The 26,419-nt window shown below is 63.5% G+C and carries 25 protein-coding genes and 1 pseudogene; 14 read left to right on the top strand and 12 right to left on the bottom strand.

Annotated elements, in window-relative coordinates:
• Positions 1 to 135: 135 nt before the first annotated feature.
• Together GCT19_RS29230 and GCT19_RS29225 are read right to left on the bottom strand one after the other, a co-directional pair.
• Positions 136 to 687 carry an immunity 52 family protein gene (locus tag GCT19_RS29230; protein ID WP_321576889.1) on the bottom strand — a complete coding sequence of 184 codons (552 nt, stop codon included), beginning with the start codon at positions 685 to 687 and terminating at the stop codon, positions 136 to 138.
• Between the two features lie 148 nt (positions 688 to 835).
• The gene (locus GCT19_RS29225) at positions 836 to 1,717 is read right to left on the bottom strand and encodes an O-acetylserine/cysteine exporter (protein WP_018437813.1); all 882 of its coding nucleotides are present in this window, start codon (positions 1,715 to 1,717) and stop codon (positions 836 to 838) included.
• Positions 1,718 to 1,884: 167 nt separating this feature from the next.
• On the opposite strand from GCT19_RS29225, the gene GCT19_RS29220 reads away from it, so the two are divergent.
• A complete protein-coding gene (locus GCT19_RS29220; protein WP_018437812.1) occupies positions 1,885 to 2,760 on the top strand; it encodes a pirin family protein in 876 nt (291 codons plus the stop codon).
• Between the two features lie 90 nt (positions 2,761 to 2,850).
• Entirely contained in the window at positions 2,851 to 3,699 is an 849-nt protein-coding gene (gene trxA, locus GCT19_RS29215) for a thioredoxin (RefSeq protein ID WP_013090368.1), read from the top strand.
• Positions 3,700 to 3,767: 68 nt separating this feature from the next.
• On the opposite strand, the gene tcdA is transcribed toward trxA, so the two are convergent.
• Positions 3,768 to 4,625 carry a tRNA cyclic N6-threonylcarbamoyladenosine(37) synthase TcdA gene (tcdA, locus tag GCT19_RS29210; RefSeq protein WP_152853871.1) on the bottom strand — a complete coding sequence of 286 codons (858 nt, stop codon included), beginning with the start codon at positions 4,623 to 4,625 and terminating at the stop codon, positions 3,768 to 3,770.
• A gap of 249 nt (positions 4,626 to 4,874) precedes the next feature.
• Here tcdA and pdxH point away from each other — a divergent pair, with 249 nt between their 5' ends.
• From pdxH to GCT19_RS29195, 3 genes are all read left to right on the top strand, one after another.
• Positions 4,875 to 5,516, top strand: a complete 642-nt coding sequence (pdxH, locus tag GCT19_RS29205; protein WP_018437809.1) for a pyridoxamine 5'-phosphate oxidase — start codon at positions 4,875 to 4,877, stop codon at positions 5,514 to 5,516.
• A gap of 149 nt (positions 5,517 to 5,665) precedes the next feature.
• Positions 5,666 to 6,880: an SAM-dependent methyltransferase gene (locus tag GCT19_RS29200; RefSeq protein WP_013090371.1), complete on the top strand. Its 1,215-nt coding sequence runs from the start codon at positions 5,666 to 5,668 to the stop codon at positions 6,878 to 6,880.
• An 84-nt stretch (positions 6,881 to 6,964) separates the two neighbouring features.
• Positions 6,965 to 8,311 carry a DUF72 domain-containing protein gene (locus GCT19_RS29195; RefSeq protein WP_152853870.1) on the top strand — a complete coding sequence of 449 codons (1,347 nt, stop codon included), beginning with the start codon at positions 6,965 to 6,967 and terminating at the stop codon, positions 8,309 to 8,311.
• A gap of 63 nt (positions 8,312 to 8,374) precedes the next feature.
• Here GCT19_RS29195 and msrA read toward each other — a convergent pair whose 3' ends face one another.
• Positions 8,375 to 8,914, bottom strand: a complete 540-nt coding sequence (gene msrA / locus GCT19_RS29190) for a peptide-methionine (S)-S-oxide reductase MsrA (protein WP_018437807.1) — start codon at positions 8,912 to 8,914, stop codon at positions 8,375 to 8,377.
• 562 nt (positions 8,915 to 9,476) lie between these two features.
• Here msrA and GCT19_RS29185 point away from each other — a divergent pair.
• Positions 9,477 to 9,986, top strand: coding sequence for a flavin reductase family protein (locus GCT19_RS29185; RefSeq protein WP_013090374.1), 510 nt, complete (start codon positions 9,477 to 9,479; stop codon positions 9,984 to 9,986).
• A 74-nt stretch (positions 9,987 to 10,060) separates the two neighbouring features.
• Here the strand turns inward: GCT19_RS29185 and GCT19_RS29180 are convergent, their stop codons facing one another.
• Complete coding sequence (locus GCT19_RS29180; RefSeq protein ID WP_013090375.1) at positions 10,061 to 10,576, bottom strand: Lrp/AsnC family transcriptional regulator; 516 nt, start codon at positions 10,574 to 10,576, stop codon at positions 10,061 to 10,063.
• Between the two features lie 130 nt (positions 10,577 to 10,706).
• On the opposite strand from GCT19_RS29180, the gene kynB reads away from it, so the two are divergent.
• From kynB to GCT19_RS29150, 6 genes and pseudogenes are all read left to right on the top strand, one after another.
• On the top strand, positions 10,707 to 11,369 hold the full coding sequence (kynB, locus tag GCT19_RS29175) for an arylformamidase (protein WP_152853869.1): 663 nt from the start codon (positions 10,707 to 10,709) through the stop codon (positions 11,367 to 11,369).
• A gap of 27 nt (positions 11,370 to 11,396) precedes the next feature.
• On the top strand, positions 11,397 to 12,647 hold the full coding sequence (gene kynU / locus GCT19_RS29170; protein WP_018437805.1) for a kynureninase: 1,251 nt from the start codon (positions 11,397 to 11,399) through the stop codon (positions 12,645 to 12,647).
• A gap of 10 nt (positions 12,648 to 12,657) precedes the next feature.
• Positions 12,658 to 13,584, top strand: coding sequence for a tryptophan 2,3-dioxygenase (gene kynA, locus GCT19_RS29165; RefSeq protein ID WP_018437804.1), 927 nt, complete (start codon positions 12,658 to 12,660; stop codon positions 13,582 to 13,584).
• A gap of 186 nt (positions 13,585 to 13,770) precedes the next feature.
• Positions 13,771 to 14,601, top strand: a pseudogene (locus tag GCT19_RS29160) (RNase A-like domain-containing protein).
• A gap of 20 nt (positions 14,602 to 14,621) precedes the next feature.
• Positions 14,622 to 14,906, top strand: coding sequence for a contact-dependent growth inhibition system immunity protein (locus tag GCT19_RS29155; RefSeq protein WP_018437802.1), 285 nt, complete (start codon positions 14,622 to 14,624; stop codon positions 14,904 to 14,906).
• 67 nt (positions 14,907 to 14,973) lie between these two features.
• Entirely contained in the window at positions 14,974 to 15,258 is a 285-nt protein-coding gene (locus GCT19_RS29150; protein ID WP_152853868.1) for a contact-dependent growth inhibition system immunity protein, read from the top strand.
• A gap of 90 nt (positions 15,259 to 15,348) precedes the next feature.
• Here GCT19_RS29150 and GCT19_RS29145 read toward each other — a convergent pair whose 3' ends face one another.
• The 7 genes from GCT19_RS29145 to GCT19_RS29115 all read right to left on the bottom strand — a co-directional run bounded on the left by GCT19_RS29145 (position 15,349) and on the right by GCT19_RS29115 (position 23,404).
• Entirely contained in the window at positions 15,349 to 16,086 is a 738-nt protein-coding gene (locus GCT19_RS29145) for an SDR family oxidoreductase (protein WP_013090382.1), read from the bottom strand.
• Positions 16,083 to 17,627 (bottom strand): FGGY-family carbohydrate kinase, encoded by a 1,545-nt coding sequence (locus GCT19_RS29140; RefSeq protein WP_152853867.1) that lies wholly within the window; start codon positions 17,625 to 17,627, stop codon positions 16,083 to 16,085. Before GCT19_RS29140 ends, GCT19_RS29145 begins: the two co-directional genes overlap by 4 nt.
• A 31-nt stretch (positions 17,628 to 17,658) precedes the next feature.
• The gene (locus tag GCT19_RS29135; protein WP_013090384.1) at positions 17,659 to 18,747 is read right to left on the bottom strand and encodes an erythritol/L-threitol dehydrogenase; all 1,089 of its coding nucleotides are present in this window, start codon (positions 18,745 to 18,747) and stop codon (positions 17,659 to 17,661) included.
• A 38-nt stretch (positions 18,748 to 18,785) separates the two neighbouring features.
• Complete coding sequence (locus tag GCT19_RS29130; RefSeq protein WP_018437798.1) at positions 18,786 to 19,793, bottom strand: ABC transporter permease; 1,008 nt, start codon at positions 19,791 to 19,793, stop codon at positions 18,786 to 18,788.
• Complete coding sequence (locus GCT19_RS29125) at positions 19,780 to 21,300, bottom strand: sugar ABC transporter ATP-binding protein (RefSeq protein WP_152853866.1); 1,521 nt, start codon at positions 21,298 to 21,300, stop codon at positions 19,780 to 19,782. Before GCT19_RS29125 ends, GCT19_RS29130 begins: the two co-directional genes overlap by 14 nt.
• A gap of 62 nt (positions 21,301 to 21,362) precedes the next feature.
• Entirely contained in the window at positions 21,363 to 22,316 is a 954-nt protein-coding gene (locus tag GCT19_RS29120; protein WP_152853865.1) for a substrate-binding domain-containing protein, read from the bottom strand.
• A 110-nt stretch (positions 22,317 to 22,426) separates the two neighbouring features.
• A complete protein-coding gene (locus GCT19_RS29115) occupies positions 22,427 to 23,404 on the bottom strand; it encodes an AraC family transcriptional regulator (protein WP_018437796.1) in 978 nt (325 codons plus the stop codon).
• Between the two features lie 431 nt (positions 23,405 to 23,835).
• On the opposite strand from GCT19_RS29115, the gene dalD reads away from it, so the two are divergent.
• The gene (dalD, locus tag GCT19_RS29110; RefSeq protein ID WP_018437795.1) at positions 23,836 to 25,248 is read left to right on the top strand and encodes a D-arabinitol 4-dehydrogenase; all 1,413 of its coding nucleotides are present in this window, start codon (positions 23,836 to 23,838) and stop codon (positions 25,246 to 25,248) included.
• Positions 25,249 to 25,329: 81 nt separating this feature from the next.
• A partial coding sequence (gene xylB, locus GCT19_RS29105) for a xylulokinase (protein ID WP_152853863.1) occupies positions 25,330 to 26,419 on the top strand: 1,090 nt, incomplete at its 3' end.

The raw sequence follows: 26,419 nt of genomic DNA, 5'->3' as shown, positions 1-26,419 counted from the left end.
GCGTTGGCTGGAATGATGAAGTGCCGGTTCTCGCCGCCTGAAGCCTGAGATGGCGCCGAGTCGACCGTCTGACGAAGATCCGGGCGGGCCTTTTTCGCATGGAGAAGCCCCGCAGAAGCGGGCAACGATCAAAGCTTAAAGGTCAACGAATCGTGGCAACAAATCCTGGTCTGCCAGACGAATTTCGATATCGTTAGCCGCCTTGACGTGGTCGCGGTTGTTCACATCGAAGACGTCATCCGTCACGCTGACAATGATCGTGCCTTGCTGCTTGTCTTCGCGCATGACAGGGATAAGGGCGCGCGCTTCTGGCACCTGGGCCGGTGTGAGAGCGTGCGGAAGGTAGAGCATCCAGCTAACGCCTAAACGATTGTCAAAGACCTGTTGATCTTGATAGGCTCGAGGCCCAAACGTCACGTACAACGCCTCGTAGATGAGGGCGACTTCGGAGACGAGTTCCGCAATCGCGTTATAGAGTCCAAGCCGCGAGCTATCGTCACTCTTTTCGCCAAGAGAAATTTCGAAAATATCGGACAATTCATCACTATCACGAACGGCATAGCGGAATGGTCTCGATTTGACGGTCCGAGCGCAGGTGCTCCCGGCTCGGTTTTCATTGGGAAGTTGCTCGAGCCGCGCATTCAAGGGCTTGAGCAATGCTGGCAGTTTGCCGTACGAGCGCGTCACGTCCGCCTAGGCCATTTCGTACTGAAGGTCCCCGTTTACAACTACTTTGCGCCAAAAAACGAAATGCCGTTCAGTCACTTGACCGAACGGCATTAGACCTCACGGCCGTTTTTTTATTCACGCCCGCAACGCGTGGCGCGACGGTTGCTCAGCGCGCCGGCATCAAGCGCTGCACGACCCAGCCGCCGAACACGTTGACCGCGAGCCCCGCCATCACGAGCAATGCGCCCGCCACCTGCATCGCCGACAATTGCTCGCCGAGCAGCAGCGACGCCGACGCGAGTCCGACGATCGGCACCAGCAGCGAGAACGGCGCGACCTGGCTCGCCGGATAGCGCGACAGCAGACGGCTCCACAAGCCATAGCCGACCAACGTCGCGATAAACGCCAGATAGACGATCGCGAAGATCGACAGCGCGCTGATACCGGTCAGCGCGGCGGCGATCTCGCGCGGCCCCTCGAACACGAACGACGCCGCGAAAAACGGCAGCGGCGGAATCAGGCTGCCCCACACGACGAGTCCGACCAGATCGACCTTGCCGACCTTCTTCGTGACGATATTGCCAAGCGCCCACATGCACGCGGCGCACAGCGTCAGCAGGAAACCGACGAGCGACATCGTGTGGCCGCCCTGCAGGCCGATCACCGCGAGCCCCGCCGCGGCGATCAGCAGACCGGCGACGTTCGGCAAACGGAAGCGCTCGTGCAGAAACAGCGCCGCGAAGATCAGCGTGAAAAACGCCTGCGCCTGCAGCACCAGGGATGCCAGCCCCGCGGGCATGCCTACGTACATCGCCGAGAACAGGAACGCGAATTGCCCGAACGAGATCGTCGCGCCGTAGGCGAACAGCCACCGCCACGGCATCTGCGGCCGCTTGACGAAAAACACCGCCGGCACCGCGGCGAGCGCAAAGCGCAGCGCGCCGAGCAGCATCGGCGGCACGCCATGCAGGCCGACCTTGATCACGACGAAATTGACGCCCCACGCGACCACGACGACCAGCGCGATCAGCAAGTCCCTGGGCGACATCCAGGTCTCCAATGAAATGGTTCGATCCGGCAGTGTAGCCGAGGCTGCGATCCCGGTTCATCGCGCCCGCGGATGGCGAGCGTGCACCGTCGCCGTCGGACGCGCGCGACGCGCAGTAGAATCGACCACTCGAGCCTTCTCCTTCCACTTTACCGTCGAGCCTGCTCATGACTTCCTCGATTAAAGCCGTCCTCAAACCGCACGTACGCGACATCGGCAATCTGGCCGTGCGGCGCGTGCTGCCGGCGATGGCGGCCCGCCTCGTCGGCCCGTTCATCTTCTTCGACCACATGGGCCCCGCAACCCTCGAACCCGGCACCGGCCTCGACGTGCGCCCCCATCCGCATATCGGCCTCGCGACCGTCACCTATCTGTTCGACGGCGCGATCATGCATCGCGACAGCCTCGGCTCCGAGCAGAAGATCGTCCCCGGCGACGTCAACTGGATGACGGCCGGGCGCGGCATCGTCCATTCGGAGCGCACGCCGGCCGAAGACCGCGCGCGCGGCCAGCGGATTCACGGCATCCAGACCTGGGTCGCACTGCCGCTCGCCGATGAAGACGCCGAGCCGTCGTTCGCGCATCATGCGGCGGCGACCTTGCCGGTCGTCGAGCGCAATGGCGTGACGCTGCGCGTGATCGCGGGCACCGCGTTCGGCGCGGTGTCGCCGGTCGCGACGTTCTCCGGCACGCTGTACGTCGCCGCCGACTTCACGCCGGGCAGCGCGTTCGCGCTCGAACCAGAGCACGAGGAGCGTGGTGTATATCTGGTGGAAGGCGATCTGGAGATCGACGGCACCACGCTCGAAGCCGGCGAGATGGCCGTGCTCGCGCTCGACGAAACCGTGACGCTCGCGAGCACCCACGGCGCGCGCGTGATGCTGCTCGGCGGCGAGAAGCTCGACGGCGAGCGCTTCATCGAATGGAATTTCGTCGCGAGCTCGCGCGAGAAGATCGAAGCCGCGAAGCTCGCGTGGACGAATCAGGAAATGGGCCACGTGCCCGGCGAAACCGAATGGATTCCGCTGCCGCAGCGCAAGTGACGGCGCGAGGGGCCGCGCGCGAATCACCGCATTGAATTCGCACGATTCGGCCCCACCTAGCCACAATCCGTTTCTATCGACGAGGACGCAATGGACACCACTCTGGCCACTTTCGAACAGGACGTCATCAAGGCGTCGATGCTGGCCCCCGTGCTGGTCGATTTCTGGGCGCCGTGGTGCGGCCCCTGCAAGAGTCTCGGCCCGATGCTCGAAAAGCTCGAAGCCGAAGCCGCCGGCAAATGGAAGCTCGTGAAGGTCAACGTGGACGAGAACCACGAGCTGGCCGCGCACTTCCAGGTGCGCAGCATTCCGCACGTGATCGCATTCGCCGACGGCCAGGCCGTCGATCAGTTCATCGGCGTGCTGACGGAAGGACAGCTGCGCGAGTTCCTCGACCGGCTCGTGCCGCAGGGCGCGCCAGCCGCGCGCATCGAAGCGCAGACCGCGCTCGCCGAAGGTCGCCGCGACGACGCCTACGACCTGCTGCAAGCGGCGCTGGCGTACGACCCGGGCTTCGACGACGCGCGCATGGACCGCATCGAGTTGCTGCTCGAAGACAACCGCATCGACGAGGCGCGCAGCGAAGTCGATCTGCTGTCGCCGAAAACCACGCAAGGCATCGACGCCCGTTTCAACGCGATCAAGACGCGGCTCGACGCGGTGGACGCCGCCGCGGACCTGCCGCCCACCGATGCGCTGGAAGCACGCGTCGCGGGCAATCCCGACGATCTCGAAGCACGCTTTGATCTCGCGAATGCGTTTATCGCGCGGCGCAAATACGCGCAGGCGCTCGAACATTTGCTCGCGATCGTGCAGCGCGACCGCGCGTTCCGCGACGATATCGGCCGCAAGACGATGTTGTCCGTGTTCGATCTGGCCGCGCATCAGCCCGAGTTGGTGGCGCAGTGGCGGCGCAAGCTGAGTGCGTCGTTGTATTGATCGTTTGTGATGTTCCGCCCAATGGCAGCCGGGGTCAGAGCGGCTGACACCGCCGCCCAGGCTGCCACCTAAACCGCCGCCTTCTTCGCCAGCTCCCGCAACACATACGCCGCAGCCGCAAAACCAAAGCTCGCGGTCACGCATACGCTGGACCCAAACCCCGCGCAGTTCAACCCGACCGGCCCCGTACGTCCGGGCGACGTGCTCACGTGCTCGGCTTCTTCGTCGATATCGCAGACGGCCGCTTCCGGATAGATCAGCGGCTCGTCGGAATACACGGCACTCACCTTGAACTTCGCTTTCGGCCCGCGCGGAAAGCCATGCTGCTTGCGCAACTGTCCGCGCACCTTCGACAGCAGCGGGTCCTGGATCGTCAGCGCCAGATCGTCGATGCGGATGCGCGTCGGGTCGAGCTGACCGCCCGCGCCGCCGACCGTGATCAGCGGCTGCTTGCGCTCGACACACCACGCGATCAGCGCGGTCTTCGTGCGCACGCTGTCGATCGCGTCGATCACATAGTCGAAGCCGCCGCCGAGCGTCGCTGCGAAATTGTCCGGCTCGACGAAGTCTTCGATCAGCCGCACGTCGCAGTACGGATTGATCGCCGTGATGCGCTCGGCCATCGCTTCGACCTTCGGTTTTCCGTAGTTGCCGTCGAGTGCGTGAATCTGCCGGTTAGTGTTGCTCTCCGCGACGTTGTCGAGATCGATCAGCGTCAGCGTGCCGAGCGCGCTGCGCGCAAGCGCCTCCGCGACCCACGACCCCACCCCGCCGATGCCGATCACCGCGACGTGCGCACCCTCGAACGCGGCGAGCGCGGGCGTGCCATACAGACGGGCGATGCCGCCGAACCGGCGCGCGCGGTCGGCGGTTTCGTTCGCGTCGAGGCTGGTAGTAAGATCGGATTGCGCGGTGGTGCTGGACATGATGGCAGGGCTCGAAAACACAGGCGGAACGTAGTAGGCGGCGGCGCATTGGCTATTCGCTTTGGCCAATCAAGCGCGCAGCCCGTATTTTGCCTGAACACGTGAAAGCAGCCGCGTAGGACCACGAGCAGCGACGCAACGTTGCAGGCCTGGCGCTCGCCATACGCGCCCGCCATACGTTGATCCGCTCGCGCGCAAAAACCTGGCGCCTTGGCTATACTTGGCCCACTGTAGCGTTCGCATAAGAACATGATCTCACTCGCCGAGCTTCGAAAAAACTACTCGCTGGGCTCACTGGACGTTGCCGACGTCAACCACGATCCGTTCCGCCAATTCGACACGTGGTTCCAGCAGGCGATCGACGCCAAGCTGCCTGAGCCGAATGCAATGACGCTTGCCACGGTCGACGCACGCGGTCGGCCTTCGGCACGCATCGTGCTCATCAAGGGCGTCGACGAGCGTGGTTTCGTGTTCTTCACCAACTACGAAAGCCGCAAGGGCCGCGAACTGAGCGCGAACCCCTACGCGAGCCTGCTGTTTCACTGGATCGAGCTCGAACGCCAGGTGCGCATCGAGGGCCGCGTCGTCAAAACGAGCGAGGCAGAAAGTGACGCGTATTTCGCATCGCGTCCGCTCGGCTCGCGGATCGGCGCATGGGCATCGAATCAGAGTCAGGTAATTGAAAGCCGCTCGCAGCTCGAAGTACGCGAACGCGAAATCAGCCTGCAATACGGCGAAAATCCTCCGCGTCCGCCGCACTGGGGTGGCTACCGTCTGGTGCCCGACGCGATCGAATTCTGGCAGGGGCGGCCATCGCGGCTGCACGATCGTCTGCTTTATACGCGCGCGGAAGAAAACGCGAACTGGCTGATCGCACGCCTGCAACCCTGACCGGACGATGATGGGACGAATGACGCCGGCCGTGCCGCCATCGTAGCGGCGCGCGTCGGCGGGATTGCGTTGCGCGGCCCGCGGAATGCGCCGCACGCTGTCGCGATCCACATAGCTTTGCTTTAAATCAACGAACACGGAGAGATCACATGTTCTGGGAGAAAAAGCTGGCGCAGTGGGTTGAAGATGTCAAAGCCACAGCTAACCTGCCCGCACGCCTCGTGCTGTGGGACGGTCAGCAACACGACTTCGGGCAGTTCGCCGCGCCCCAGGTCACGCTACACGTGAAGAGCGCAACCGCGCTGCCCTATCTGCTCGAACCGAGCCTCGACAATCTTGGCGAAGCCTATGTCAAAGGCAAGATCGACATCGAGGGCAAGCTGTCGGACATCATCAATATCGGCTATCAGCTCGCGCGCAGTACCGTGACGAGTGCCGGCAAGCTCGCGCGCGTGCGGCGCTACTTCAATCATTCGAAGACGTCGGATAAAAAAGCCATCCAGTATCACTACGACGTGTCGAACGAGTTCTACAAGCTATGGCTCGACGAAAACATGGTCTACTCGTGCGCGTACTTCGAGACCGGCACCGAAGACCTCGCGACCGCGCAGCTGAAGAAAATCGATCACATTCTGACCAAAATCCAGTTGCAGCCCGGCCAGCGTCTGCTCGACATCGGCTGCGGCTGGGGTGCGCTCGTGCTGCGCGCCGCGCAGAAGTTCGGCGCGAAGTGCGTCGGCGTCACGCTGTCGCAGAACCAGTTCGATCTCGCCACCGCGCGCGTCAAAGCGGCGGGCCTCGAGAACCAGATCGAAATCCGCCTGCAGGACTATCGCGACATCCCGGGGCAGTTCGACCGCATCACGAGCGTCGGCATGTTCGAGCACGTGGGCCGCAAGAACCTGCCCGGCTATTTCCAGAAGATCCACGATCTGCTCGCCGACGACGGCATCGCGATGAACCACGGCATCACGTCGAGCGACGCCGATAGCGGCGAAACCGCGCTCGGCGGCGGCGAGTTCATCGACCGCTACGTGTTCCCGGACGGCGAGCTGCCGCATATCAGCCTCGCGCTCGAATCGATGCAGCGCGGCGGACTCGAACCGATTGACGTCGAAAGCCTGCGCCGTCACTATGCGCACACGCTCGACATCTGGGCGGAAAATTTCGAAGCCCACGCGGATCAGGCGCGCAAGCTCGTCGACGACGAAAAATTCCGCATCTGGCGGGTGTATCTGGCCGGCTGCGCGTATGCGTTCGAAAACGACGACGTGTCGATCTTCCAGGTGGTGTGCCGCAAAGCCGGCCGCAGCGCGAAAACCCTGCCGTGGTCGCGCCGCTACATGTACGAAAAACCGCTGTGACCCGGCTGTGACCGGCTGCGCCGCGGCGGCGTGCATGAAGCGCGCGCCGCGGCGTAAATCCGATCAACAGCAGGCCGGACATTGATGGACCACAGCAGGACGAGTGACGCTGAAGAGCCGTTGAAAGGCAAGGACGGCAGCGCGGACGATGCGGCCCACGACGCCACGCACCAGTTCGATCTGTTCGGAATGCCGGTCGAGGCTGCGGTAGAAACACCGGCTGTGTCCGCCAGCGAAGCCGATTCGGCCGCAAGCACTGCCGCGCAGCCACAGCGCAAGCGTGCGCCGAAAACCGCAAAAGCCAACGCTGCCGCGTCGCTGTTCAAAGACGACGCCGCGCCCAATGGCCCGGGTCTTGAACCGGACCCCGCACCCGCCCGCGCCGACGCCCCGAAGAAACGCCGCGGCCGCGACGTGCTCGCCGCGCCGCCGTCGCCCGAACTGCTCGCGCTCGCGGCGCAATTGCCGCCGCAGATCCACCTCGGCACGTCGACATGGTCGTTCCCGGGCTGGAGCGGCATCGTCTACGGCGACGACTACAGCAACAGCAAACTGTCGCGCGAGGGCTTGAGCGCGTACGGCGCACATCCGCTGCTGAAGACGGTCAGCATCGACCGCTCGTTCTACCAGGCGCTGACGGTCACCGAATACCTGCGCTACGCGCAGCAGGTGCCCGAGCACTTCCGCTTCATCGTGAAGGCGCCGATGACGATCACCGACGCCACCGTGCGCGCCGAGCGCGGCGAGCCGGTGTCGCTGAACCCGTGCTTCCTGAACGCACAGATGGCGATCGACGATTTCGTCACGCCCTGCGTCGAAGGCCTCGGCGCTAAGGCCGGCGCGCTGGTGTTCCAGTTCTCGCCGCTGCCGGATCAGATGCTCGCGCAGCCGGCGGTGTTCATCGAGCGTCTGGGAGAGTTTTTCGGCGCGCTGCCGAGGCTGCCCGAAGGCAGTTGCTATGCGGTCGAGATTCGCGACGCGAGCCTGCTCACGCCACGCTTCATCCGGATGCTGAAGACGGCGGGCGTGCGCTACTGTGTCGGCATTCATGCGCGGATGCCCGATCCGCTGCGTCAGGCCGCGGCGCTCGCGCTGCTCGACGGCGAGCCGGCTGGTCCGCTGATCGTGCGCTGGAGCCTGCACGGCGGTTTCAGGTACGAACAGGCGAAGGCGAAGTACGAGCCGTTCAACCGGCTCGTCGACGAAGATCCGGCGACGCGCGCATCGCTCGCCGAGCTGGCCGCGCGCTACGCGCTGGCCGGTCAGCCGGTGGTGATCGCGGTCAACAACAAGGCGGAAGGATCGGCGCCGCTCAGCTGCGTGAAGCTGGCCGAAGAGATTGTCGAAGCCTGCGTGCGCATCACTCAGGGACGCGGGGATGGTGACGCCGCCGCTGATGTTGCGCAATCACAGCCCCAGCAACCGCAGTAACGAACGGCAGCGGGTGGCCTTGCGTATCCGCCCGCCGCCGACTCCGATCCTCGCGCCGCGCCGTTAGCCCGCCTTGATCCGATGCGCGAACTTCTGGCGGAATTTCGCGACCTTCGGCGCTACCACGAACGAGCAGTAGCCCTGATTCGGATGCTGCGCGAAATAGTTCTGGTGGTAAGCCTCGGCGGGCCAGTAGTTGTCGCCGAGCGGCAGCACCTCGGTCACGATCTTGCCGTCGTAGATGCCCTGTTCGCCGATCTCGCGAATCGCCTGCAGCGCGGTTTCGCGTTGCGCATCGGAATGCGTGAAGATCACCGAGCGGTATTGCGTGCCGACGTCGTTGCCCTGCCGATTCACCTGGGTCGGATCGTGGATCGCGAAGAAGATGTCGAGAATCTCGCGATAGCTGATCTTCGCCGGATCGAAGTCGACCTTGACCACTTCCGCGTGACCGGTGTCGCCGTCGCAGACCTGCTCGTAGCTCGGACGGCGCGTGTGACCGCCCGCATAACCCGACTCGACCGCATTGACGCCCTCGACGTCCAGATACACCGCTTCGAGGCACCAGAAACATCCACCGCCGAGCGTTGCCGTCTCGTTCATAAGCTTCACCCCAGGATCAGATTCAAACAATGATCGGCAGTCGGCCTGCGTAGCGCCGCCGGGTCTGCCACCGCATCCGAATATATGGCCGAAAACGCGGACCAAAAGGCACAACCGATGCACCCGTCGCGCGGCGCCGCTTGCAACGCGTCGCGCATTTCCACGCGAATCCCGCAGTGCAGATATCGAGTATAGAAAGGCCGTCGCGCAACGGGTGAATAACCATGCAGCACACCAGCAAGCGCCGCGCCCACGCGATCGCCTGCTCAGCGAAGCGAAGCGAAAAATGCGGCGAGACGATGCATGATGATCGGAGTATCCGGCGCGACACACGGCGGCCAGTTCGTGCTCGACTGTGAGCGAGCTGGCGCCGGGACCACGCACCGTACGCAACGCCGTGCGGCGCGCGCGGCGATTACAGTTAAAATTGGCGGAAATCGATGATTTTTACCATGACTTTCGAAACATCCGCTGCCAACCGCGCATATCCGCGTTCTTATCCGCGCCTTGATTCGCGCTTTAGTCCGTCTTTCACACGGCGCGCGCCGGGGACCCTGCCCCGATGAAAAGCGCAAGCCCACCCAACTTCGACCAGTCCGCGTTTAGACAGGCGCTCAGCCAGTTCGCGACCGGCGTCACCGTGATCACGACACGCGCCGCGTCCGGCCAGCTGATCGGTATCACGGCCAGCTCGTTCAACTCGGTCTCGCTCTCTCCGCCGCTCGTGCTGTGGAGTCTCGCGACGCGCTCGGCCTCGATGCCGGTGTTCCGCGCCAACAGTCACTACGTGATCAATGTACTGTCGTCGACGCAGCTCGATCTGTGCAAGCGCTTCGCGACCGTGAAGGGCGACCGCTTCGAGGGCGTATCGCACGCGGCGGGCGACACCGGCATGCCGGTGCTCGACGGCGCACTTGCATGGTTCGAATGTCATAACCGCAGCCGCTACGACGAGGGCGACCACGTGATTTTCGTCGGCGAAGTGGAGCGCTGCGGTGTGCACGAAAATGCCGCGGACATGCTGCCGCTGGTGTTCCAGAACGGACTGTTCCACGGCCTGAAGCCGCTTTGAGCGGCGCGGCGCTTCAAGGCGCCTGTAATGCCTGTCGGTAGGACGCGCCGAAAACGGCGCGCCCCTCATCATCGTCAACGGTCGCTATGCGTGGCCCCGTGCCCGCTGTTCTTCTTCACGAGCGACACCGGCACGCCCGAATCTTCCTTCAGCGTTTCGAGCACGATGTTCGAGCGGATGTCCATCACGCCCGGCGCCTTGTACAGGCGGTTGAGCACGAAATCCGAATAGTGTTTGAGGTTGTGCGCGAGCACGCGCAGCAGATAGTGGGTTTCGCCGGTCACGACAAACGCGCCGACCACTTCGGGCCAGTCGCGCAACGCTTCGGCAAAGCGCTCGTGCCAGTTCTGCTGGTCGTTGCGCATCGATACCTGCACGAACGCTTCCAGCTCGAACCCCAAAACTTCGCGGTTCAGACAAGCGCGGTAGTGTTCGATGACGCCCTGCTCCTCCAGCAGACGCAGGCGTCGCAGACAGGCTGATGGCGACAGCGAGATGCGCTCCGCCAGGTCGAGATTGCTGATCCGTCCTTCCTGCTGAAGCACCGTCAAGATACGGCAATCGGTGGCGTCGAGCGAGATCGCGTTCATATTCGGTCTCCCTTTCCGGTTTGGCTCAAATTATGTTCCAAGACACGGCTGGTTAGGAGATTTTTTCGCAATCACATTTCACGGCTTGACCTCTATCATTTAGAGATAGTCACCTTCCGTCGAAACCGTCATGCGAGCACTCTGGGACATCACCCCCGCCGTCGATCCCGCCACGCCCGTCTGGCCGGGCGACACGCCGGTCGGCATCGAGCGCGTCTGGCGCATGGAGGCTGGCTCGCCGGTCAATGTCGCGCGTCTGACGATGTCACCGCACACCGGCGCGCATACCGACGCGCCGCTTCACTACGACGCCGACGGCGCCGCGATCGGCGAGGTGCCGCTCGACGCGTATCTCGGTTTATGCAGAGTAATTGACTGTATCGGCGCGTCGCCTGTTGTGACGCCACAACACCTGACCGGCTCGCTCGACGATCTGCCGCCGCGAGTCTTACTGCGCACTTACAGAAATGCGCCGACGCGCGACTGGGATAGCGCGTTCTGCGCGGTCGCGCCCGAGACCGTCGATCTGCTCGCCGCGCGTGGCGTGAAGCTGGTCGGCATCGATACGCCATCGCTCGATCCGCAGGAATCCAAGACGATGGACGCGCATCACCGCATTCGCGCCCACGGCATGGCGATTCTCGAAGGCATCGTGCTCGACACGGTCGAAGCCGGTGACTACGAACTGATCGCGCTGCCGCTGAAGCTGACCACGCTCGACGCGAGCCCGGTGCGTGCGGTACTGCGCGCACTACCCGGCTCGCGCCAAGCCACGCCCGCGGCGAGCTACTAACCCGACAACCCAACCCATCGAACCACCATGAACCATCGTGACGAAGCCGTGGCGCTCGACAGCGCCGACCCGCTCGCAGCGCTGCGCGACCAGTTCGCGCTGTCGGCGACGACCATCTATCTCGACGGCAACTCGCTCGGCGTGCCGCCGGCCGCCGCCGCGCAGCGCGCGCAGACCGTGATCGCCGCCGAATGGGGCGAAGGGCTGATCCGCAGCTGGAACAAATCCGGCTGGTTCGTGCTGCCGCGCCGGCTGGGCAACAAGCTCGCGCCGTTGATCGGCGCGGCCGAAGATGAAGTCGTGGTCACCGACACGATCTCGATCAACCTGTTCAAGCTGCTGTCGGCCGCGCTGCGGCTCGCGAATGCGCGCGATCCGCAGCGTCGCGTGATCGTTTCCGAGCGCTCGAACTTCCCGAGCGACCTGTATATCGCGCAGGGTTTGATCGAACAGCTCGATCGCGGCTACGAGCTACGCCTCGTCGACGATCCGTCCGAGCTGCCCGACGCGATCGGCGCGGACACCGCGATCGCGATGATCACGCACGTGAACTACCGGACCGGCTATATGCACGACATGGCCGCGCTGACGAAGCTGATCCACGACAGGGGCGCGCTCGCGCTATGGGATCTCGCGCATTCGGCGGGCGCGGTGCCGGTCGATCTGAACGGCGTCGGCGCCGACTACGCGGTCGGCTGCACCTACAAGTATCTGAACGGCGGCCCCGGTTCGCCCGCGTTCGTGTGGGTGCCCAAGCGCCACCAGAACGAGTTCGCGCAGCCGCTGTCGGGCTGGTGGGGGCATCGCGCGCCGTTCGAAATGAATCCGACGTATCAGCCCGACAACGGCGTAGGCCGCTTCCTGTGCGGCACACAGCCGATGGTGTCGATGGCGCTCGTCGAATGCGGGCTCGACGTGTTCCTGCAAACCAACATGCAGGCGGTTCGCGAGAAGTCGCTCGCGCTGACCGATCTGTTCATCGAACTGGTCGAGACGCGTTGCAGCGAATTTCCACTGAAGCTCGTGACGCCGCGCGAGCATGCGCAGCGCGGCTCGCATGCGAGCTTCGAGCATCCGCACGGCTACGAGGTGATGCAGGCGCTGATTGCGCATGGCGTGATCGGCGACTATCGCGAGCCGCACGTGCTGCGCTTCGGCTTCACGCCGCTGTACACGCGTTTCGTCGACGTCTGGGACGCCGTCGAAACCTTGCGCGACGTGCTCACCCGCGAGGCCTGGAAAGCTCCTGAATTCGCCCAGCGCGGCGCCGTTACCTGAGGACGACAGAATGACCGATCACATGCACACGCCGGGCTTGCCAGAAGAAACGGCGGCACAAGGCTGTCCGTTCGGGCACGCACAGACGGCTTCGGCGCCGGCATCGAGCACGACCGACAGCGGCTGGCACGACGCGCAGCTCGACTTCTCGGAGTCGATGAGCTACGGCGATTATCTGTCGCTCGGCACGGTGCTGGACGCGCAGCATCCGTTGTCCCCGGATCACAACGAGATGCTGTTCATCATCCAGCATCAGACGAGCGAGCTGTGGATGAAGCTCGCGCTGTACGAGTTGCGCGCGGCGCTCGCGGCCGTGCATCGCGACGAGCTGCCGCCCGCGTTCAAGATGCTCGCGCGCGTGTCGCGGATCATGGAGCAACTGGTGCAGGCGTGGAGCGTGCTCGCGACGATGACCCCATCCGAATACACGGCGATGCGGCCGTACCTCGGCAGTTCGTCGGGCTTCCAGTCGTATCAGTACCGGCAGATCGAGTTCCTGCTCGGCAACAAGAACGAGCAGATGCTGAAGCCGCATGCGCATCGCGCCGACGTATACGCGCAAGTGAAGGCATCGCTCGAAGCGCCATCGTTCTACGACGAAGTGGTGCGGCTGCTGGCGCGTCGCGGCTTCAAGATTTCGTCCGCGCGGCTCGAACGCGACTGGACCAGGCCGACTGAACCTGATGCGTCGGTGGAGGCAGCGTGGCTGGAGGTGTATCGCAATCCGTCCGAGCATTGGGAGCTGTACGAGATGGCGGAAGAACTCGTCGATCTCGAGGATGCGTTCCGCCAATGGCGCTTCCGCCACGTGACGACCGTCGAGCGCATCATCGGCTTCAAGCAGGGCACCGGCGGCACTAGCGGCGCGCCGTATCTGCGCAAGATGCTCGATGTCGTGCTGTTCCCCGAGCTTTGGCATGTGCGGACGATGCTGTAACGGTTGGCGCGTGTCAGACAGGGTATGACCGGCAAATCACGGCAAGCGTAATGCCGCGGTTATTCCCGCTTGTTGCATAACAGGCACCGTTCATCGGGCTGAGGAAAGTTCGGAGTTCTCCGAATCTTGAGAGATGATCAGCATGGCAGCATCGGAACCCCATAAAAAACATCAGAGGGTTTCGATATGCCCGGTGCCGATAACGCCGAAGGAGTGAAGGTTGTACTGAGTGCTCCGCAACTCGCGGCCGTGCTATCTCGTCAGTCGATCAGCCAGTCGGAAATGCTTTCCAACCGGCTTTGGGGCGGTTTACAGGTCGTCGGCGGCGTGCTGGAAATGGTCGGTGCGGGTGCGCTTTGCGCTTTGCCAGATCCGACGATGGCGAGCAAAGCCGGGTGTGTCGTGTTCGGGGTACATGGCTCGGACTCGGCGGCGGCTGGCCTGCGGCAGGTCTGGACTGGTCGGGACACCGCCACGCTGACCCAGCGGGGCGCGACGAAACTCGCTGAAGCGATGCGGGCGAGCCCCGACATGGCGAGCAATATCGGCCTGTCCCTCGATATTGCCGTGCCATTCGGATTTGCTGGCTCGATCAAGGCGGCGCGCGCTGCGCGTGTCACGATGGGCCGGATCAGGCTGAACATGCATGAGGCGAAGGCGGGAAGCCGGATTGGTGGACATACGCTTTTGAAACATGTCGGTCGGACTGAAGCGCAGTTGCGGGAAAGACTCAGGCTGGAGCCGACAAAACGCGTAGTATCGTCTTTCGTAAATCTTGAGGAGGCGGAGTGGGCTATATCGGAAACGATGCGCGCCAATGCCTTGCTGATTAAAGCATGAACAAAGGCGCCTAGAGAGCCTCTGAGGCTGAAGAAGGACGTCGGAAGAAAGGTGGGTTACGCATTGATCAGAAAGACCGACGCGCTGGTGGATAGCAGTAAAGTATGGGTTGTCTTGAAATACGAAACGTATAACGGGATGCCGTACTACATTCTCACAGCCATGCTTAGTGACTGATTTCGAGTGAATGCCGATACATGAGCTACGACAATCTAGATCAATTGATCGGAGTCTACTTCAATGAAGATTCCGACTACTGGGGAGACACAATTGAAGCGTTGGTTCGGGCTTGTGTAAGCAGATGCACGCCAGAAATGATTAACGCGAAGGTGGCCGACATAGACCGATTCAAGAGAGATCACGCTGGAAATCTTGACGCTGCGTTCGAAGAGGAATTCGGCAGGCAGTTCGATCCGACGCTGTGGGGTCACACCACCGAATCTTTTCTTGACGAGCTTAAGCGTCTCCTTCTAAGTGAGTAAGCCTGCGCTTCAACGGGGGCCCTCGACGCCGCGTCGCTCAGCGTCGATTCCGCGTGGACATTGATTTATGAGATACGAAAATTTGTATCAATTGATTTGTGGCCGTTTCCATGAAGATTTCGACTTGTTCGGAAACACAATTGAAGAATTGGTTTTGTCTTTTACATGCGAATGCACACCGGAAGAAATTAAGGCGACGGTGGCCGAGATAGACCGATTCAAGAGCGATCATGCGGGAAACCTTGACGCAGCGTTTGAGGAAAATTTTGGCTATCAGTGCGACCCGACACTGTGGGACCAGACCACTGGGTCTTTTCTCGACAAACTTAAACGTCTTCTTCTGAGTGAGTAGCCTGCACTTCCGCCCACCGGACGGCCCTCCCTTCTGGCGGGGCTTCCGTCTACTTTCATTTCACCAGGCAACTGACGGCCCCTAACACCCCTAGCGCGCGGTATAACCACCATCAATCGGCAAACACACGCCGCTAACCATCGACGCCGCATCGCTCAACAAAAACAGAATCGGCGCCGCGACTTCCGCGGATTCAGCAAAGCGCCTGAGCGGAATCGCCTGCAACGCAGGATCACGTTTGACGGGATCGCTCCACGCCAGCACCGCCATCGGCGTCAGCGTAACCGTCGGGTTCACGCTATTCACCCGAATCCCGTGCGGCCCCAGCTCGATGCACAACGCGCGCGTGACCGCATCGAGCGCCGCCTTCGACGCCGAATAGCTCAGATGATCGTCGAGTGCGACGAGCGCGGCCTGGCTCGACACGTTGACGATGCTGCCCGCGCGCCCCGCGTCGAGCATGCCACGCGCGACGTGCTTCGCGACCAGCACCGCGCCGCGCGTATTCACCGCCATCACGCGATCGAAGCTCGCGGCCGTGGTATCCACCGCGCGTTCGAGCAACGCGATGCCCGCGCAATTGACGAGACCGTCGAACGGCTCGAGCGACGCGAATGCTTCGTCGATTGCGGCTTCGTCGCTGACGTCGAGCTTCAACGGCTCGCAGCCGGTTTCCTCGGCGAGCCGCGCGAGCTCGTTCACATTGCGCGCGGCCGCGACGACCGATGCGCCGCTCCCGCACAGCGCCTCGACCGTCGCGCGGCCGATGCCGCTGGAGGCGCCCGTCACCAGAATCGAGCGTCCGGAAAAATCGAAAGTAGCGTTCATGATGATTGCAAGCGATGCATGACCGGCTTCAACGCCGGATAGAGATCCACGTACACGCCGAAGCGCTGCTCGTATAACGCCATGCGCCGTGCGTCGGGCTGCGCGCGCTCGATCAGCGTGACCCAGCCGCCTTGCGCCGCTTCGCGCGACACGAGACCGACGCCGACCGCGGCGAGCAACGCCGCGCCCATTGCCGCTTCGACGTCCTGCTCGATCGTGTAGACCGGATAGCCGGTGACGTCGGCGATGATCTGCATCCACAGGTCCGAATGCGCGGCACCGCCCACGACGATCAGCTTGTCGTCGAGCGATTGCGCGCCTTTGCGCCCCGCCTCGATGTTGTGCTTCAGCGCGAACGACACCCCTTCGAGCACCGCGCGATACAGATGCGCGCGCGTATGAAACAGCGACAACCCGACGAACGCGCCGCTCGCCTTCGCATCCCACACCGGACTGCGCTCGCCCATCAGATACGGCAGGAACAGCACGCCGTCGGCGCCGGCCGGCACTTGCGCGGCCGCTTCTTCGAGCAGCCGATGCGGATCGCCATGCGGTGTCGCGCGCGCGGCCTCGATCTCCGCGTGACAGAACTGCTCGCGATACCAGCTGACCGACGCGCCCGCGGTAATCGCGCCGCCGAATACGTAGATATCGTGCTGCCCGTTGAAAACGTGCGGCATGCTGACCAAACCGTGCCGCGCGTCGACATGCTGATTGATGTAGCCCCAACACATGCTGGTGCCGATCATCGCGACGTGCTGTCCCGCGCGCGTGACGCCGGCCGCGAACGTCGCCATCGCCGCATCGACGCCGCCCGCGACGATCGCAGTCCCCGCATCGAGCCCGAGCTGGGCGGTCCATTGCGACAATAGCCCGCCAACAACCTCCGACGATTCAACGAGCCGCTCCGGCATCATCGTCGCGGGAATGCCGAGCATGTCGAGCGCTGCGTCCGACCAGTCGCGCCGCGCGATATCGTAGACGCCGCCGATATTGCCGGCCGAACTATGATCGACGGCGACCTCGCCGGTCAGCATGTAGATCACGTACGCGTTCGGCGGCAGGAAATAGCGCGTATGCGCCCACACGTCCGGCTCGTTCTCACGCAGCCACAGCATCTTCGTGTAGCCGTAGTAGCTGTCCACTCCGTTGCCGGTGATCGAATGGAGCCGTTCGACATCGACGTTCTCGCGCACCCAGTCCACTTGGGCGGTCGCGCGCCGGTCCATCCAGATCAGGCACGGCGCGAGCGGCCGCATGTCGTTGTCGACCGGAATGCCCGAGCCGCCGTACAGGCTGCTCACGCACAGCGCTTTGATCGCACCCGGCGCGATACCGGCCGCCTTCGCCTCGCCGACGCACGCGGCCACGCATTCGACCACGGCCTTCAGCCACACCGCGGGCCACTGCTCGGCCCACAACGGCTTCGGCGTGTCGGGTTGATAGCTCGACGCATGCTGCGCGACGATCGCGCCGTGCTCATCGACCAGCAGCGCTTTCGTGCTCTGCGTGCCGATATCGACGCCGATGACGTAGTTCATAGAGTCTCCGTTGAAACGCCGCACACGAGATTCATGCGCGCGGCTTCATCAGCACCTTGATCGAGTCGAGCGAGTTCGCGATCCTGATCGCTTCGTCCCATTCTTCCAACGAAAAGCCGTGCGTGACGATGCCCTTCGACGTGACGAGTCCGCGCGCGAGCAGATCGATCGCGATCGGATAGCAATAGGGACCGAGATGCGCGCCGCGCACGTCGAGTTCCTTGCGATCGCCGATCACCGACCAGTCGAGCGTCGTGTCCGCGCCGAATACCGAAAATTCGACGAAGCGCCCGAGCTTGCGGATCAGGTCCATCCCCTGATTCACGCCGATCGGTGCGCCCGTCGTTTCAATATAGACGTCGCAGCCGTAGCCATCAGTCAGTGAACGAATGATCGCGAGCGCATCGTCCTTCTGAGGATTGATCGTCACGTCCGCGCCGTATTCGCGCGCGAGTGCGAGCCGTTCTTCGACGAGATCGATCACGACGAGCTTCTTCGGCGTCTTCAGATGCGCGACCTGCGTCATCATCAGACCGAGCGGCCCCGCGCCCGCGATCACGACGACGTCGTCGAGTTGCAGATCGCCGCGATTGACCGTGTGAATCGCGCACGCGAGCGGCTCGATGATCGCGGCGTCTTCGAGCGAGATGCCATCGGGAATCTTGTGGACGATCGCGGTCGGCGGAATACGCATGTACTCGGCCATGCCGCCGTCCGCGACTTCACGCTGAAAGCCGAAGATGTTGTGCACTTCGCACATCCAGTACTGGCCGGATTTGCAGTAGCGGCACTTGCCGCACGGCACGATCTGCTCGGCGATCACGCGCTCGCCCTTTTGCACGCCGAAGTGCTCGGCCGCACCCTCGCCCAGTTCCTCGACATAGCCGAAGAACTCGTGGCCCGGAATCACCGGCGCCTTGACCCACGGGCTCGGGCCGCCCCAGAACATCTTCGCGCCCGAATGACATTTGCAGTCGCTCGCGCAGATGCCGCACGCGGCGATACGGATCACCAGTTCATGCGCGCGGGCGCGTGGCTTCTGTACCTGCTCGACGCGATAGTCTTTCGGTGCATGACAGACGATGGCGGTCATGTTCTGCTGGTCGGATTGAGTCGTCATTGCGTGGTCCTGCAAAAAAAAGATTTGGGAAGTGAGCGTTACTTTCTGCGGTCGCGGCTGATATAGATCGCGAGCAGAATGATTCCGCCCTTGATCACGTTCTGCACGTATGGATTGACGCCGACCATGTTCAGGCCGTTATTCAGCACACCGAGCAACAGCGCGCCGATCAGCGTGCCGATGATCGAACCGCGTCCACCGGAGATCGACGTGCCGCCCATCACGACGGCGGCGATCGCATCGAGTTCGAAACCGACGCCCGCGTTCGGCTGGCCGCTCATCAGACGCGCGGTCAGCACGATCGCGGCAAACGCGGACGTCAAGCCGGCGATCGTGTAGACGATCAGCTTCACGCGCGCGACACGCACGCCGGATAAGCGCGTCGCCTGCTCGTTGCCGCCGATCGCATACACGTAGCGGCCGAAAGGCATTCGTTCGAGCAGCACCCACGCGATCACATAGATCACCGCCATGATCACGACCGGCGCCTGGATGCCGAGTATCTTGCCGCTGCCGAAGAAGCTGACCCAGTCGGGCAGACCGTCGATCGGATAGCCGCCCGTGTAGATCAGCGCGAGACCGCGCGCGATACCCATCGTCGCGAGCGTGACGATGATCGGCGGCATGCCGGCGAACGCGACGAAAAAGCCGTTGGCCGCGCCGAAGCCGAGACCGACCGCGAGGCCGACCGCAAGCGCGGCCACCGCATTCATGCCGGCGACCATCAGCCCGGCCGACAGCGTGCCCGCGAGCGCCATCACCGAGCCGACCGACAGATCGATGCCGCCCGTCAGGATCACGCAGGTCATGCCGACCGCGATGATCGCGTTGATCGACACCTGGCGCAGCACGTTCTCGATGTTCGCGGCCGATAGAAAGCTGTCGCTCGCGAACACCATCACGATGCAGACCACCAGCAGGCCGATGAACGGATAGAACAGCGTCGAGCGCTTCAGCGCGGTCCACGTGAAGCGCACCGGTGCGCCCGGCGTATCGCTGCTGACGGTCGAGGTTTTCGGCGAAGAGGAAGGATTAGGCATGTTCATGAGAAGCTCCAAGCGAACCGGCGGTCGCATAGGTCATCACGGCGTTCGATTCGATCGCGTCGCCTTCGAGCAGCGCTTCGATGCGGCCCTGCCGGAACACGGCGACGCGGTCGCACATACCGACGATCTCCGGCAACTCGGACGAGATCATGATGATCGAGTAGCCGCGCGCGGTCAGTTCGCGCATCAGCAGATAGATTTCGGCTTTCGCGCCGACGTCGATGCCGCGTGTCGGTTCGTCGAAGATCAGGATGTTGGTGTGGTGATTGAGCCAGCGCGCGATCACGACCTTCTGCTGATTGCCGCCCGACAGCGTCGCGACTTCGGTGTGCATCGTCGGCGCCTTCACGCCGACGCGCTTCATGATGTCGGCGGTCGCGCGCGCCTCGCTGCGCTGGTCGATGAAGAAACGCAGCGAGCGGTACTTGCCGAGGTTGTTGATCGAGATGTTCTGCTTGATCGAGAAGTCGGTAATGAGCCCTTCGGTCTTGCGGCTCTCGGGCAGAATGCCGACGCCCGCGCGCAACGCATCGGCCGGATCGGCGAGCTTCGCGGCCGTGCCGTTGACGCGAATCTCCTTCGCGTACGCACGGTCCGCGCCGATCACCGCGAGCGCGGTTTCGGTGCGCCCCGAACCGACGAGTCCCGCGAAGCCGAGAATCTCGCCTTTGCGCAGCGTGAAGCTCAACTCCGGGCTGTCTTTGAACAACTGCAAGCGCACGACGTCGAGCACGACCTTGGCGTCGGCGCGCGGCGCCGGCTTCGGCGGAAAGCTGCTTTCGATGCGGCGTCCCACCATCATCTGCACGAGCCGGCTCACGTCGGATTGCGCGACCTCGGTCATGCCGACGTACTGGCCGTCGCGCAGCACCGTGATGCGGTCGCACACCTCGAAAATCTCTTCGAGGTGGTGCGAGATAAAGATCATCGCGACGCCCTGCTGCTTCAACTCGCGCATGATCGTGAACAGATGCGCGGCTTCGGCCGGCGTCAGCGTCGCGGTCGGCTCGTCGAGAATCAGCACGCGCGCATCGAGCGACAACGCCTTGCCGATTTCGACGAACTGCTGCTGCGCAACGGAGAGCTCCCGGATCGGCACCGACAGATCGATCTCGACACCGAGCCGCTGAAAAATCGCGGCCGCCGCGCGCCGCATCCTGCCGCGTTCGAGCAGGCCGAAGCGATTGCGCATTTCACGGCCGAGAAAGATGTTCTCCACCGCGTTCAGATACGGAATCAGGCTGAACTCCTGAAACACGATCCCGACACCCGCAGCCACCGCGTCGTGATAGTTCGCGAAGTGGCGTTGCTCGCCGTCGAGCGTGATCGTGCCTTCGTCCGGCTGATAGATGCCGCACAGAATTTTCATCAGCGTCGACTTGCCCGCGCCGTTCTCGCCGAGCAGCGCGTGAATTTCGCCGCGCGCGATCTCGAGGTGAATGCCTTGCAGCGCCTTCACGCCGGGAAAGCTCTTGCTGATGTTGTCGAGCTTCAGAATCGTGTCCATCGCGTGTTCCTCTGCCGCGCACCGCCGCGCATGATCGTCACGCGCGGCGGCCTGCGTTTGCATTACCAGCTGAAGCCGTTCGCGTTGCTCTTGTCGATCATTTTCACGTCGACCGGAATCGCTTTCGGCACATTGGCGCCCCACTTCTTCGCGAGCGCGATGCCGAGCGCGATGCGCACCTGGTCGGCCGGAAATTGCGCCGACGTCTCGACGAATTTCGAATTCGGCTTCTGGATCGCGGCGATCGCTTCAGGCGCGCCATCGACGCTCGTCAGCTTGATGTCCTTGCCCGACGATTCGATCGCCGACAGCGCACCCATCGAGCCGCCGTCGTTGACGCTGAACACGCCCTTCAGATTCGGATGCGCCTGGATCATGTTCTCGGTGACGGACAACGCGGTCGCGCGCTCCTGCTTGCCGTTCTGCGTATCGACGAGCTTCACGCCCGGCGATTTCGCCAGCGCCGCCTTGCAGCCGCGCACGCGTTCGAGAATCGGCACGACCGGAATGCCGTCGAGAATCGCCACTTCGCCGCTGCCGCCGATCGACTTCGCGAGGTAGTCGCAGGCCATCACGCCCGCGTCGTAGTTCTTCGAGCCGACGAACGAATCGACCGGACCGTTCGCGTTCGCATCGACCGCGACGACGACGACGCCCGCTTTCTTCGCCGACGTGACCGCCGACTGGATGCCGGTCGAGTCGGTCGGATTGACGAGCAGGATGTCGATCTTCTTTTGCAGCATGTCTTCGACGTCGCTGACCTGCTTGCTGACGTCGTGATGCGCGTCGGTGACGACGACCGTCGCGCCGGTCGACGCAGCCGCGTCGTTAAGCGCTTTCTGCATCGTCACGAAGTACGGGTTGTTCAGTTCCTGGAACGTCATGCCGATTTTCAGCGGCGCGGCCTGCGCGGTCTGCGCGGCGGACATCGCGACGAGCGACAGACCGAACGTGAGCGCGGCAACGCGGCGCGCGAGCATCATCGAAGGGTTGAGCGAAAGAGTAGACGGCTTCATGGTTGTCTCCATTTTTTGAAGTGAGCACGCTCCCTCGCGCTGTGGGTACACAGCGCGATCGATGCGTGTTGAAACGCGAGTGGACTAAAACAGCGGACAACGGGCGGACACTATGTGACCGGATACGCGACGCCGTTACGCGGCAAGCCCGGCGCGAGCACGATCGCCGGCGCATTGTCGATGCCCCGGCCATGCGCGGCCGCCTGCTCGGAAGCGTCGCGGCTCGCATCGTTCAATTGCTGATAACGGCGGAACGTCGATGGCGCCATGCCTTTCATTGCAAGAAACTGCCGGTTGAAATTCGACAGGTTGTTGAAGCCGGCCTTGAAGCAGATGTCGGTCACGCTCAGTTCGCCATCGGTCAGCAACTGGCACGCGAGATTGATGCGCATGCGATTCACGTACTGCACGAACGGCAGCCCGGTATGACGGCGGAAATAGCGCGAAAACGCGCTGACGCTCTGGCCGGCGAGTTGCGCAAGCTCCGACTCGCGCAATTCGTTCGAGAGATTCTTGCCGATATACGCGAGCACATGATTGATACGGGTCGCCGCGAAGCTGGTCGGATCGGCCTGATACGCGGGACTCGCGAGCGTGTCGCGATCCGGCGCGTTCATCAGGATCTCCAGCATCGACATGAACAGCACGAGCCGGCGCAGTCCGCGCGCGGCGAGCAGTTCGAGAAAGAGCGGCTTGATCTGCGCCGAGGTCTCGTGACCGAACGACAGACCGCGCCGCGCATCGGCGAGCAGCGCCTCGACCTGACGCCACTCCGGAAAACTCTCGAGACAGTTCGACACGAACTCCTGGCCGAACTGCACGACCAGATTGCGCTGCGCGACGCTCTCGCCTTCGGGCACGTCGCTGACCCAGTTGTGCGGCAGGTTCGGCCCCATCAGCACGAGATTGCCGGGCGCGAAGCTGCCGATGTGATCGCCGACGAACATCTTGCCGGTCGTCGCGACGATCAGATGGATCTCGTACTCCGGATGAAAGTGCCAGCGCACCGTGCGATACGGATAGCCATGCGACCACACTTTGAACGACTCGTCGTGGCGTACGGCCACGATTTCGAGATCAGGTTGCACTGTCTGCCTCCATGAAGCGGCACGGGTGAGGCGCCGCCGATCTTGATCTTGTAAAGCCAAAAGTAACCGCCAAACGCGTTGGCGACCACTTAAAAAGAAACCGCGGACTGATACTTTTTTGCATTCGGGTTAGCCCCAACGCGCGCGAAGTCAAATTTGATGCAATGCAATATGCGCGACGCAGCGCGTTTTCCGCCCTCGGATGCTCGTCGTTGCCGCCCGTGCATCCCGCATGCCGCGCTGCGCCATCGAAACCCCGCCCCGTTGCCTTGACTTTCGTTTCGCCGGGTACGATCATTCGCTCACATACAGAGCAAATGCTCTGCACACACAAAACGCGCGCCACGCGCGCCGTTGACGTTTGCTACTACGTTGCATGGAGCCAGAGCAAGCGCTGAAGCGCTAACTCTGGCCGACACCGGAGACACGACATGAACAGCGGGCAAGGCAGCGGCGCGGCCGCACACGTGATCCTGCATATCGGCGCGGGATCGTTTCATCGCGCGCATCAGGCGTGGTATCTGCACCGGCTAAACGAAGCGGGCGCGGCCAGCGATCCGCACTGGTCGCTGACCGTCGGCAATATTCGCGGCGACATGAACCCGGTGCTCGAAGCACTCGCCGCGCAGAACGGCGTCTACACGCTCGAAACGGTCACGCCGCAAGGCCAGCGCGCTTACGAGACGATCCGCTCGATCGAGCGCGTGCTGCCGTGGAGCGAAAGCCTCGACGGGCTGATCGAAGCGGGCTCCGATCCGGCCTGCAAGATCATCGCGTTCACCGTGACCGAAGGCGGCTATTACCTCGACGAACACGACCGGCTCGACACCGCGAATCCCGATCTCGCCGCCGACCTCGCCGGCGGCCACAAGACGATCTACGGCGCGCTCGCGGCGATTCTCGACGCACGCGTGAAATGCGGTGCGGGACCCGTCACCTTGCAGACCTGTGACAACCTGCGCAGCAACGGTGAGCGCTTTCATGCGGGCATGAGCGAGTTTCTCGAACGACGCGGCGCGAACGAACTGGCGCAATGGTTCGACGACAACACCTCGTGCCCGTGCTCGATGGTCGATCGCATCACGCCGCGTCCGACGCCCGACGTGCGCGAGCGCGTGAAGGCCGCGACCGGCGTCGACGACGCGAGCCCGGTGATGGGCGAGGCGTTCATCCAGTGGGTGATCGAAGACCGCTTCATCGCGGGACGGCCGGCCTGGGAGAAGGTCGGCGCGGAACTCGTCGATTCGGTGCTGCCGTACGAGGAAGCGAAGATCCGCATTCTCAACGCGACGCATAGCTGCATCGCGTGGGCGGGTACGCTGATCGGCCTGAACTATATCCACGAAGGCACGCTCGACGCCGACATCCGCCAGTTCGCGTACGACTACGTGACCGAGGACGTGATCCCGTGTCTGACACCGAGCCCGCTCGATCTCGAACGCTATCGCGACGTCGTGCTCGAGCGCTTCAGCAATCCGCATATTCTCGACACGAACCAGCGCGTCGCCGCCGATGGCTTCTCGAAGCTGCCCGGCTTCATCGCGCCGACACTCGCCGAATGCTTCGAGCGCGGCGTCACGCCTGCGGCGACCGCGATGCTGCCCGCGTTGTTCTTCCGGTTTCTGGAACGCTGGCACTCGGGCAAGCTGCCCTACGCGTACCAGGACGGCGTGATGGACGAGCGCGTCGCGCACGGCTTTTTCACGGCGCCCGATCCGCTGCGCGCGTTCGCGGCCGACCGGCTGCTGTGGGGCGGCATGGCGCAGACGCCCGAGCTCGAAGCGGCGCTCGCGGGCGCGCTCGCGCGTGTCGACGCATGGCTCGCGAAACGCGGCGCGGCTTGACGAGCCAGGCTTAATGCGCATGACAGCGCGCGCGATGTGCGGATAAAGTAGCGCATCCCCAACGACGAAGGTTTCGCTCCCATGTACCTAGGTATCGACCTCGGCACGTCCGAAGTGAAAGTTTTGCTGCTCGCCCCCGATGGCCGCGTGATCGGCACCGCAGGCTCGCCGTTCACCGTTTCGCGTCCGCACCAGCGCTGGGCCGAGCAGAATCCCGAAGACTGGTGGGCGGGCACACGCACCGCGCTCGCCGCGTTGCGCGCGCGTCATCCCGACGAGTTCGCGCAAATTCGCGGCATCGGCCTTTCAGGGCAGATGCACGGCGCCGTGCTGCTCGACGCGGAGAACCGCGTGCTGCGGCCCGCGATCCTGTGGAACGACATGCGCAGCGACAAGGAATGCGCGGAGCTGACCGAGCGCGCGCCGGATCTGCACAGCGTCGCCGGCAATCTGGCGATGCCCGGTTTTACCGCGCCGAAGCTGCTGTGGGTCGCGCGTCACGAGCCGGAGATCTTCGCCAGGACTGCCTGCGTGCTGCTGCCGAAAGACTATCTGCGCCTGCAACTGACGGGCGGCAAGGTGTCCGATCCGTCGGACGCGGCCGGCACGTTGTGGCTCGACGTCGCGAAACGCGATTGGTCGGATTCGCTGCTCGCTGCCTGCAACATGACGCGCGCGCAGATGCCTGCGCTGCGTGAAGGCAGCGCGCCGGCCGGCACGCTGCTGCCGGAACTCGCACGCGAATTCGGCCTGCGCGACGACGTGATCGTCGCGGCCGGCGGCGGCGACAATGCGACCAGCGCGATCGGCATCGGCGCGACGCAGCCGGGCGACGGCTTCGTGTCGCTGGGCACGTCGGGCGTGCTGTGCGTGGTCGGCGACAGCTTCCGGCCGAACCCGGCCTCCGCCGTGCACGCGTTCTGTCATGCGATCCCGGACCGCTGGCATCAGATGAGCGTGGTGCTGTCGGCGGCGAGCTGTTTGCGCTGGGTCTGCAAGCTCACGTCGACCGACGAGCCGACGCTGCTCGCCGAAATCGAGGCGCTGCCCGCCGAAGCCTTGACCAGCGCGCCGCTCTTTTTGCCGTATCTGTCGGGCGAGCGCACGCCGCACAACGACCCCTACGCGCAAGGCGTGTTCTTCGGCATGACTCACGCGACCGACCGCGCGC

It is taken from the genome of Paraburkholderia atlantica, assembly GCF_009362785.1.
GTDB classification, from domain to species: Bacteria; Pseudomonadota; Gammaproteobacteria; order Burkholderiales; family Burkholderiaceae; genus Paraburkholderia; species Paraburkholderia atlantica.
Note: the sequence above shows the minus strand (reverse complement) of the source record. Positions and strands in the feature narration are given on the sequence as shown.

Coding starts and splice junctions, on each gene's coding strand:
- kynU (WP_018437805.1), top strand. CDS start 11,397: ATGAACCATCGTGACGAAGCCGTGGCGCTCGACAGCGCCGACCCGCTC.
- GCT19_RS29200 (WP_013090371.1), top strand. CDS start 5,666: ATGTTCTGGGAGAAAAAGCTGGCGCAGTGGGTTGAAGATGTCAAAGCC.
- kynB (WP_152853869.1), top strand. CDS start 10,707: ATGCGAGCACTCTGGGACATCACCCCCGCCGTCGATCCCGCCACGCCC.
- GCT19_RS29180 (WP_013090375.1), bottom strand. CDS start 10,576: ATGAACGCGATCTCGCTCGACGCCACCGATTGCCGTATCTTGACGGTG.
- GCT19_RS29185 (WP_013090374.1), top strand. CDS start 9,477: ATGAAAAGCGCAAGCCCACCCAACTTCGACCAGTCCGCGTTTAGACAG.
- GCT19_RS29155 (WP_018437802.1), top strand. CDS start 14,622: ATGAGCTACGACAATCTAGATCAATTGATCGGAGTCTACTTCAATGAA.
- GCT19_RS29220 (WP_018437812.1), top strand. CDS start 1,885: ATGACTTCCTCGATTAAAGCCGTCCTCAAACCGCACGTACGCGACATC.
- kynA (WP_018437804.1), top strand. CDS start 12,658: ATGACCGATCACATGCACACGCCGGGCTTGCCAGAAGAAACGGCGGCA.
- pdxH (WP_018437809.1), top strand. CDS start 4,875: ATGATCTCACTCGCCGAGCTTCGAAAAAACTACTCGCTGGGCTCACTG.
- GCT19_RS29225 (WP_018437813.1), bottom strand. CDS start 1,717: ATGTCGCCCAGGGACTTGCTGATCGCGCTGGTCGTCGTGGTCGCGTGG.
- GCT19_RS29195 (WP_152853870.1), top strand. CDS start 6,965: ATGGACCACAGCAGGACGAGTGACGCTGAAGAGCCGTTGAAAGGCAAG.
- msrA (WP_018437807.1), bottom strand. CDS start 8,914: ATGAACGAGACGGCAACGCTCGGCGGTGGATGTTTCTGGTGCCTCGAA.
- tcdA (WP_152853871.1), bottom strand. CDS start 4,625: ATGTCCAGCACCACCGCGCAATCCGATCTTACTACCAGCCTCGACGCG.
- GCT19_RS29125 (WP_152853866.1), bottom strand. CDS start 21,300: ATGGACACGATTCTGAAGCTCGACAACATCAGCAAGAGCTTTCCCGGC.
- GCT19_RS29130 (WP_018437798.1), bottom strand. CDS start 19,793: ATGAACATGCCTAATCCTTCCTCTTCGCCGAAAACCTCGACCGTCAGC.
- GCT19_RS29135 (WP_013090384.1), bottom strand. CDS start 18,747: ATGACGACTCAATCCGACCAGCAGAACATGACCGCCATCGTCTGTCAT.
- dalD (WP_018437795.1), top strand. CDS start 23,836: ATGAACAGCGGGCAAGGCAGCGGCGCGGCCGCACACGTGATCCTGCAT.
- GCT19_RS29140 (WP_152853867.1), bottom strand. CDS start 17,627: ATGAACTACGTCATCGGCGTCGATATCGGCACGCAGAGCACGAAAGCG.
- GCT19_RS29145 (WP_013090382.1), bottom strand. CDS start 16,086: ATGAACGCTACTTTCGATTTTTCCGGACGCTCGATTCTGGTGACGGGC.
- trxA (WP_013090368.1), top strand. CDS start 2,851: ATGGACACCACTCTGGCCACTTTCGAACAGGACGTCATCAAGGCGTCG.
- GCT19_RS29120 (WP_152853865.1), bottom strand. CDS start 22,316: ATGAAGCCGTCTACTCTTTCGCTCAACCCTTCGATGATGCTCGCGCGC.
- GCT19_RS29150 (WP_152853868.1), top strand. CDS start 14,974: ATGAGATACGAAAATTTGTATCAATTGATTTGTGGCCGTTTCCATGAA.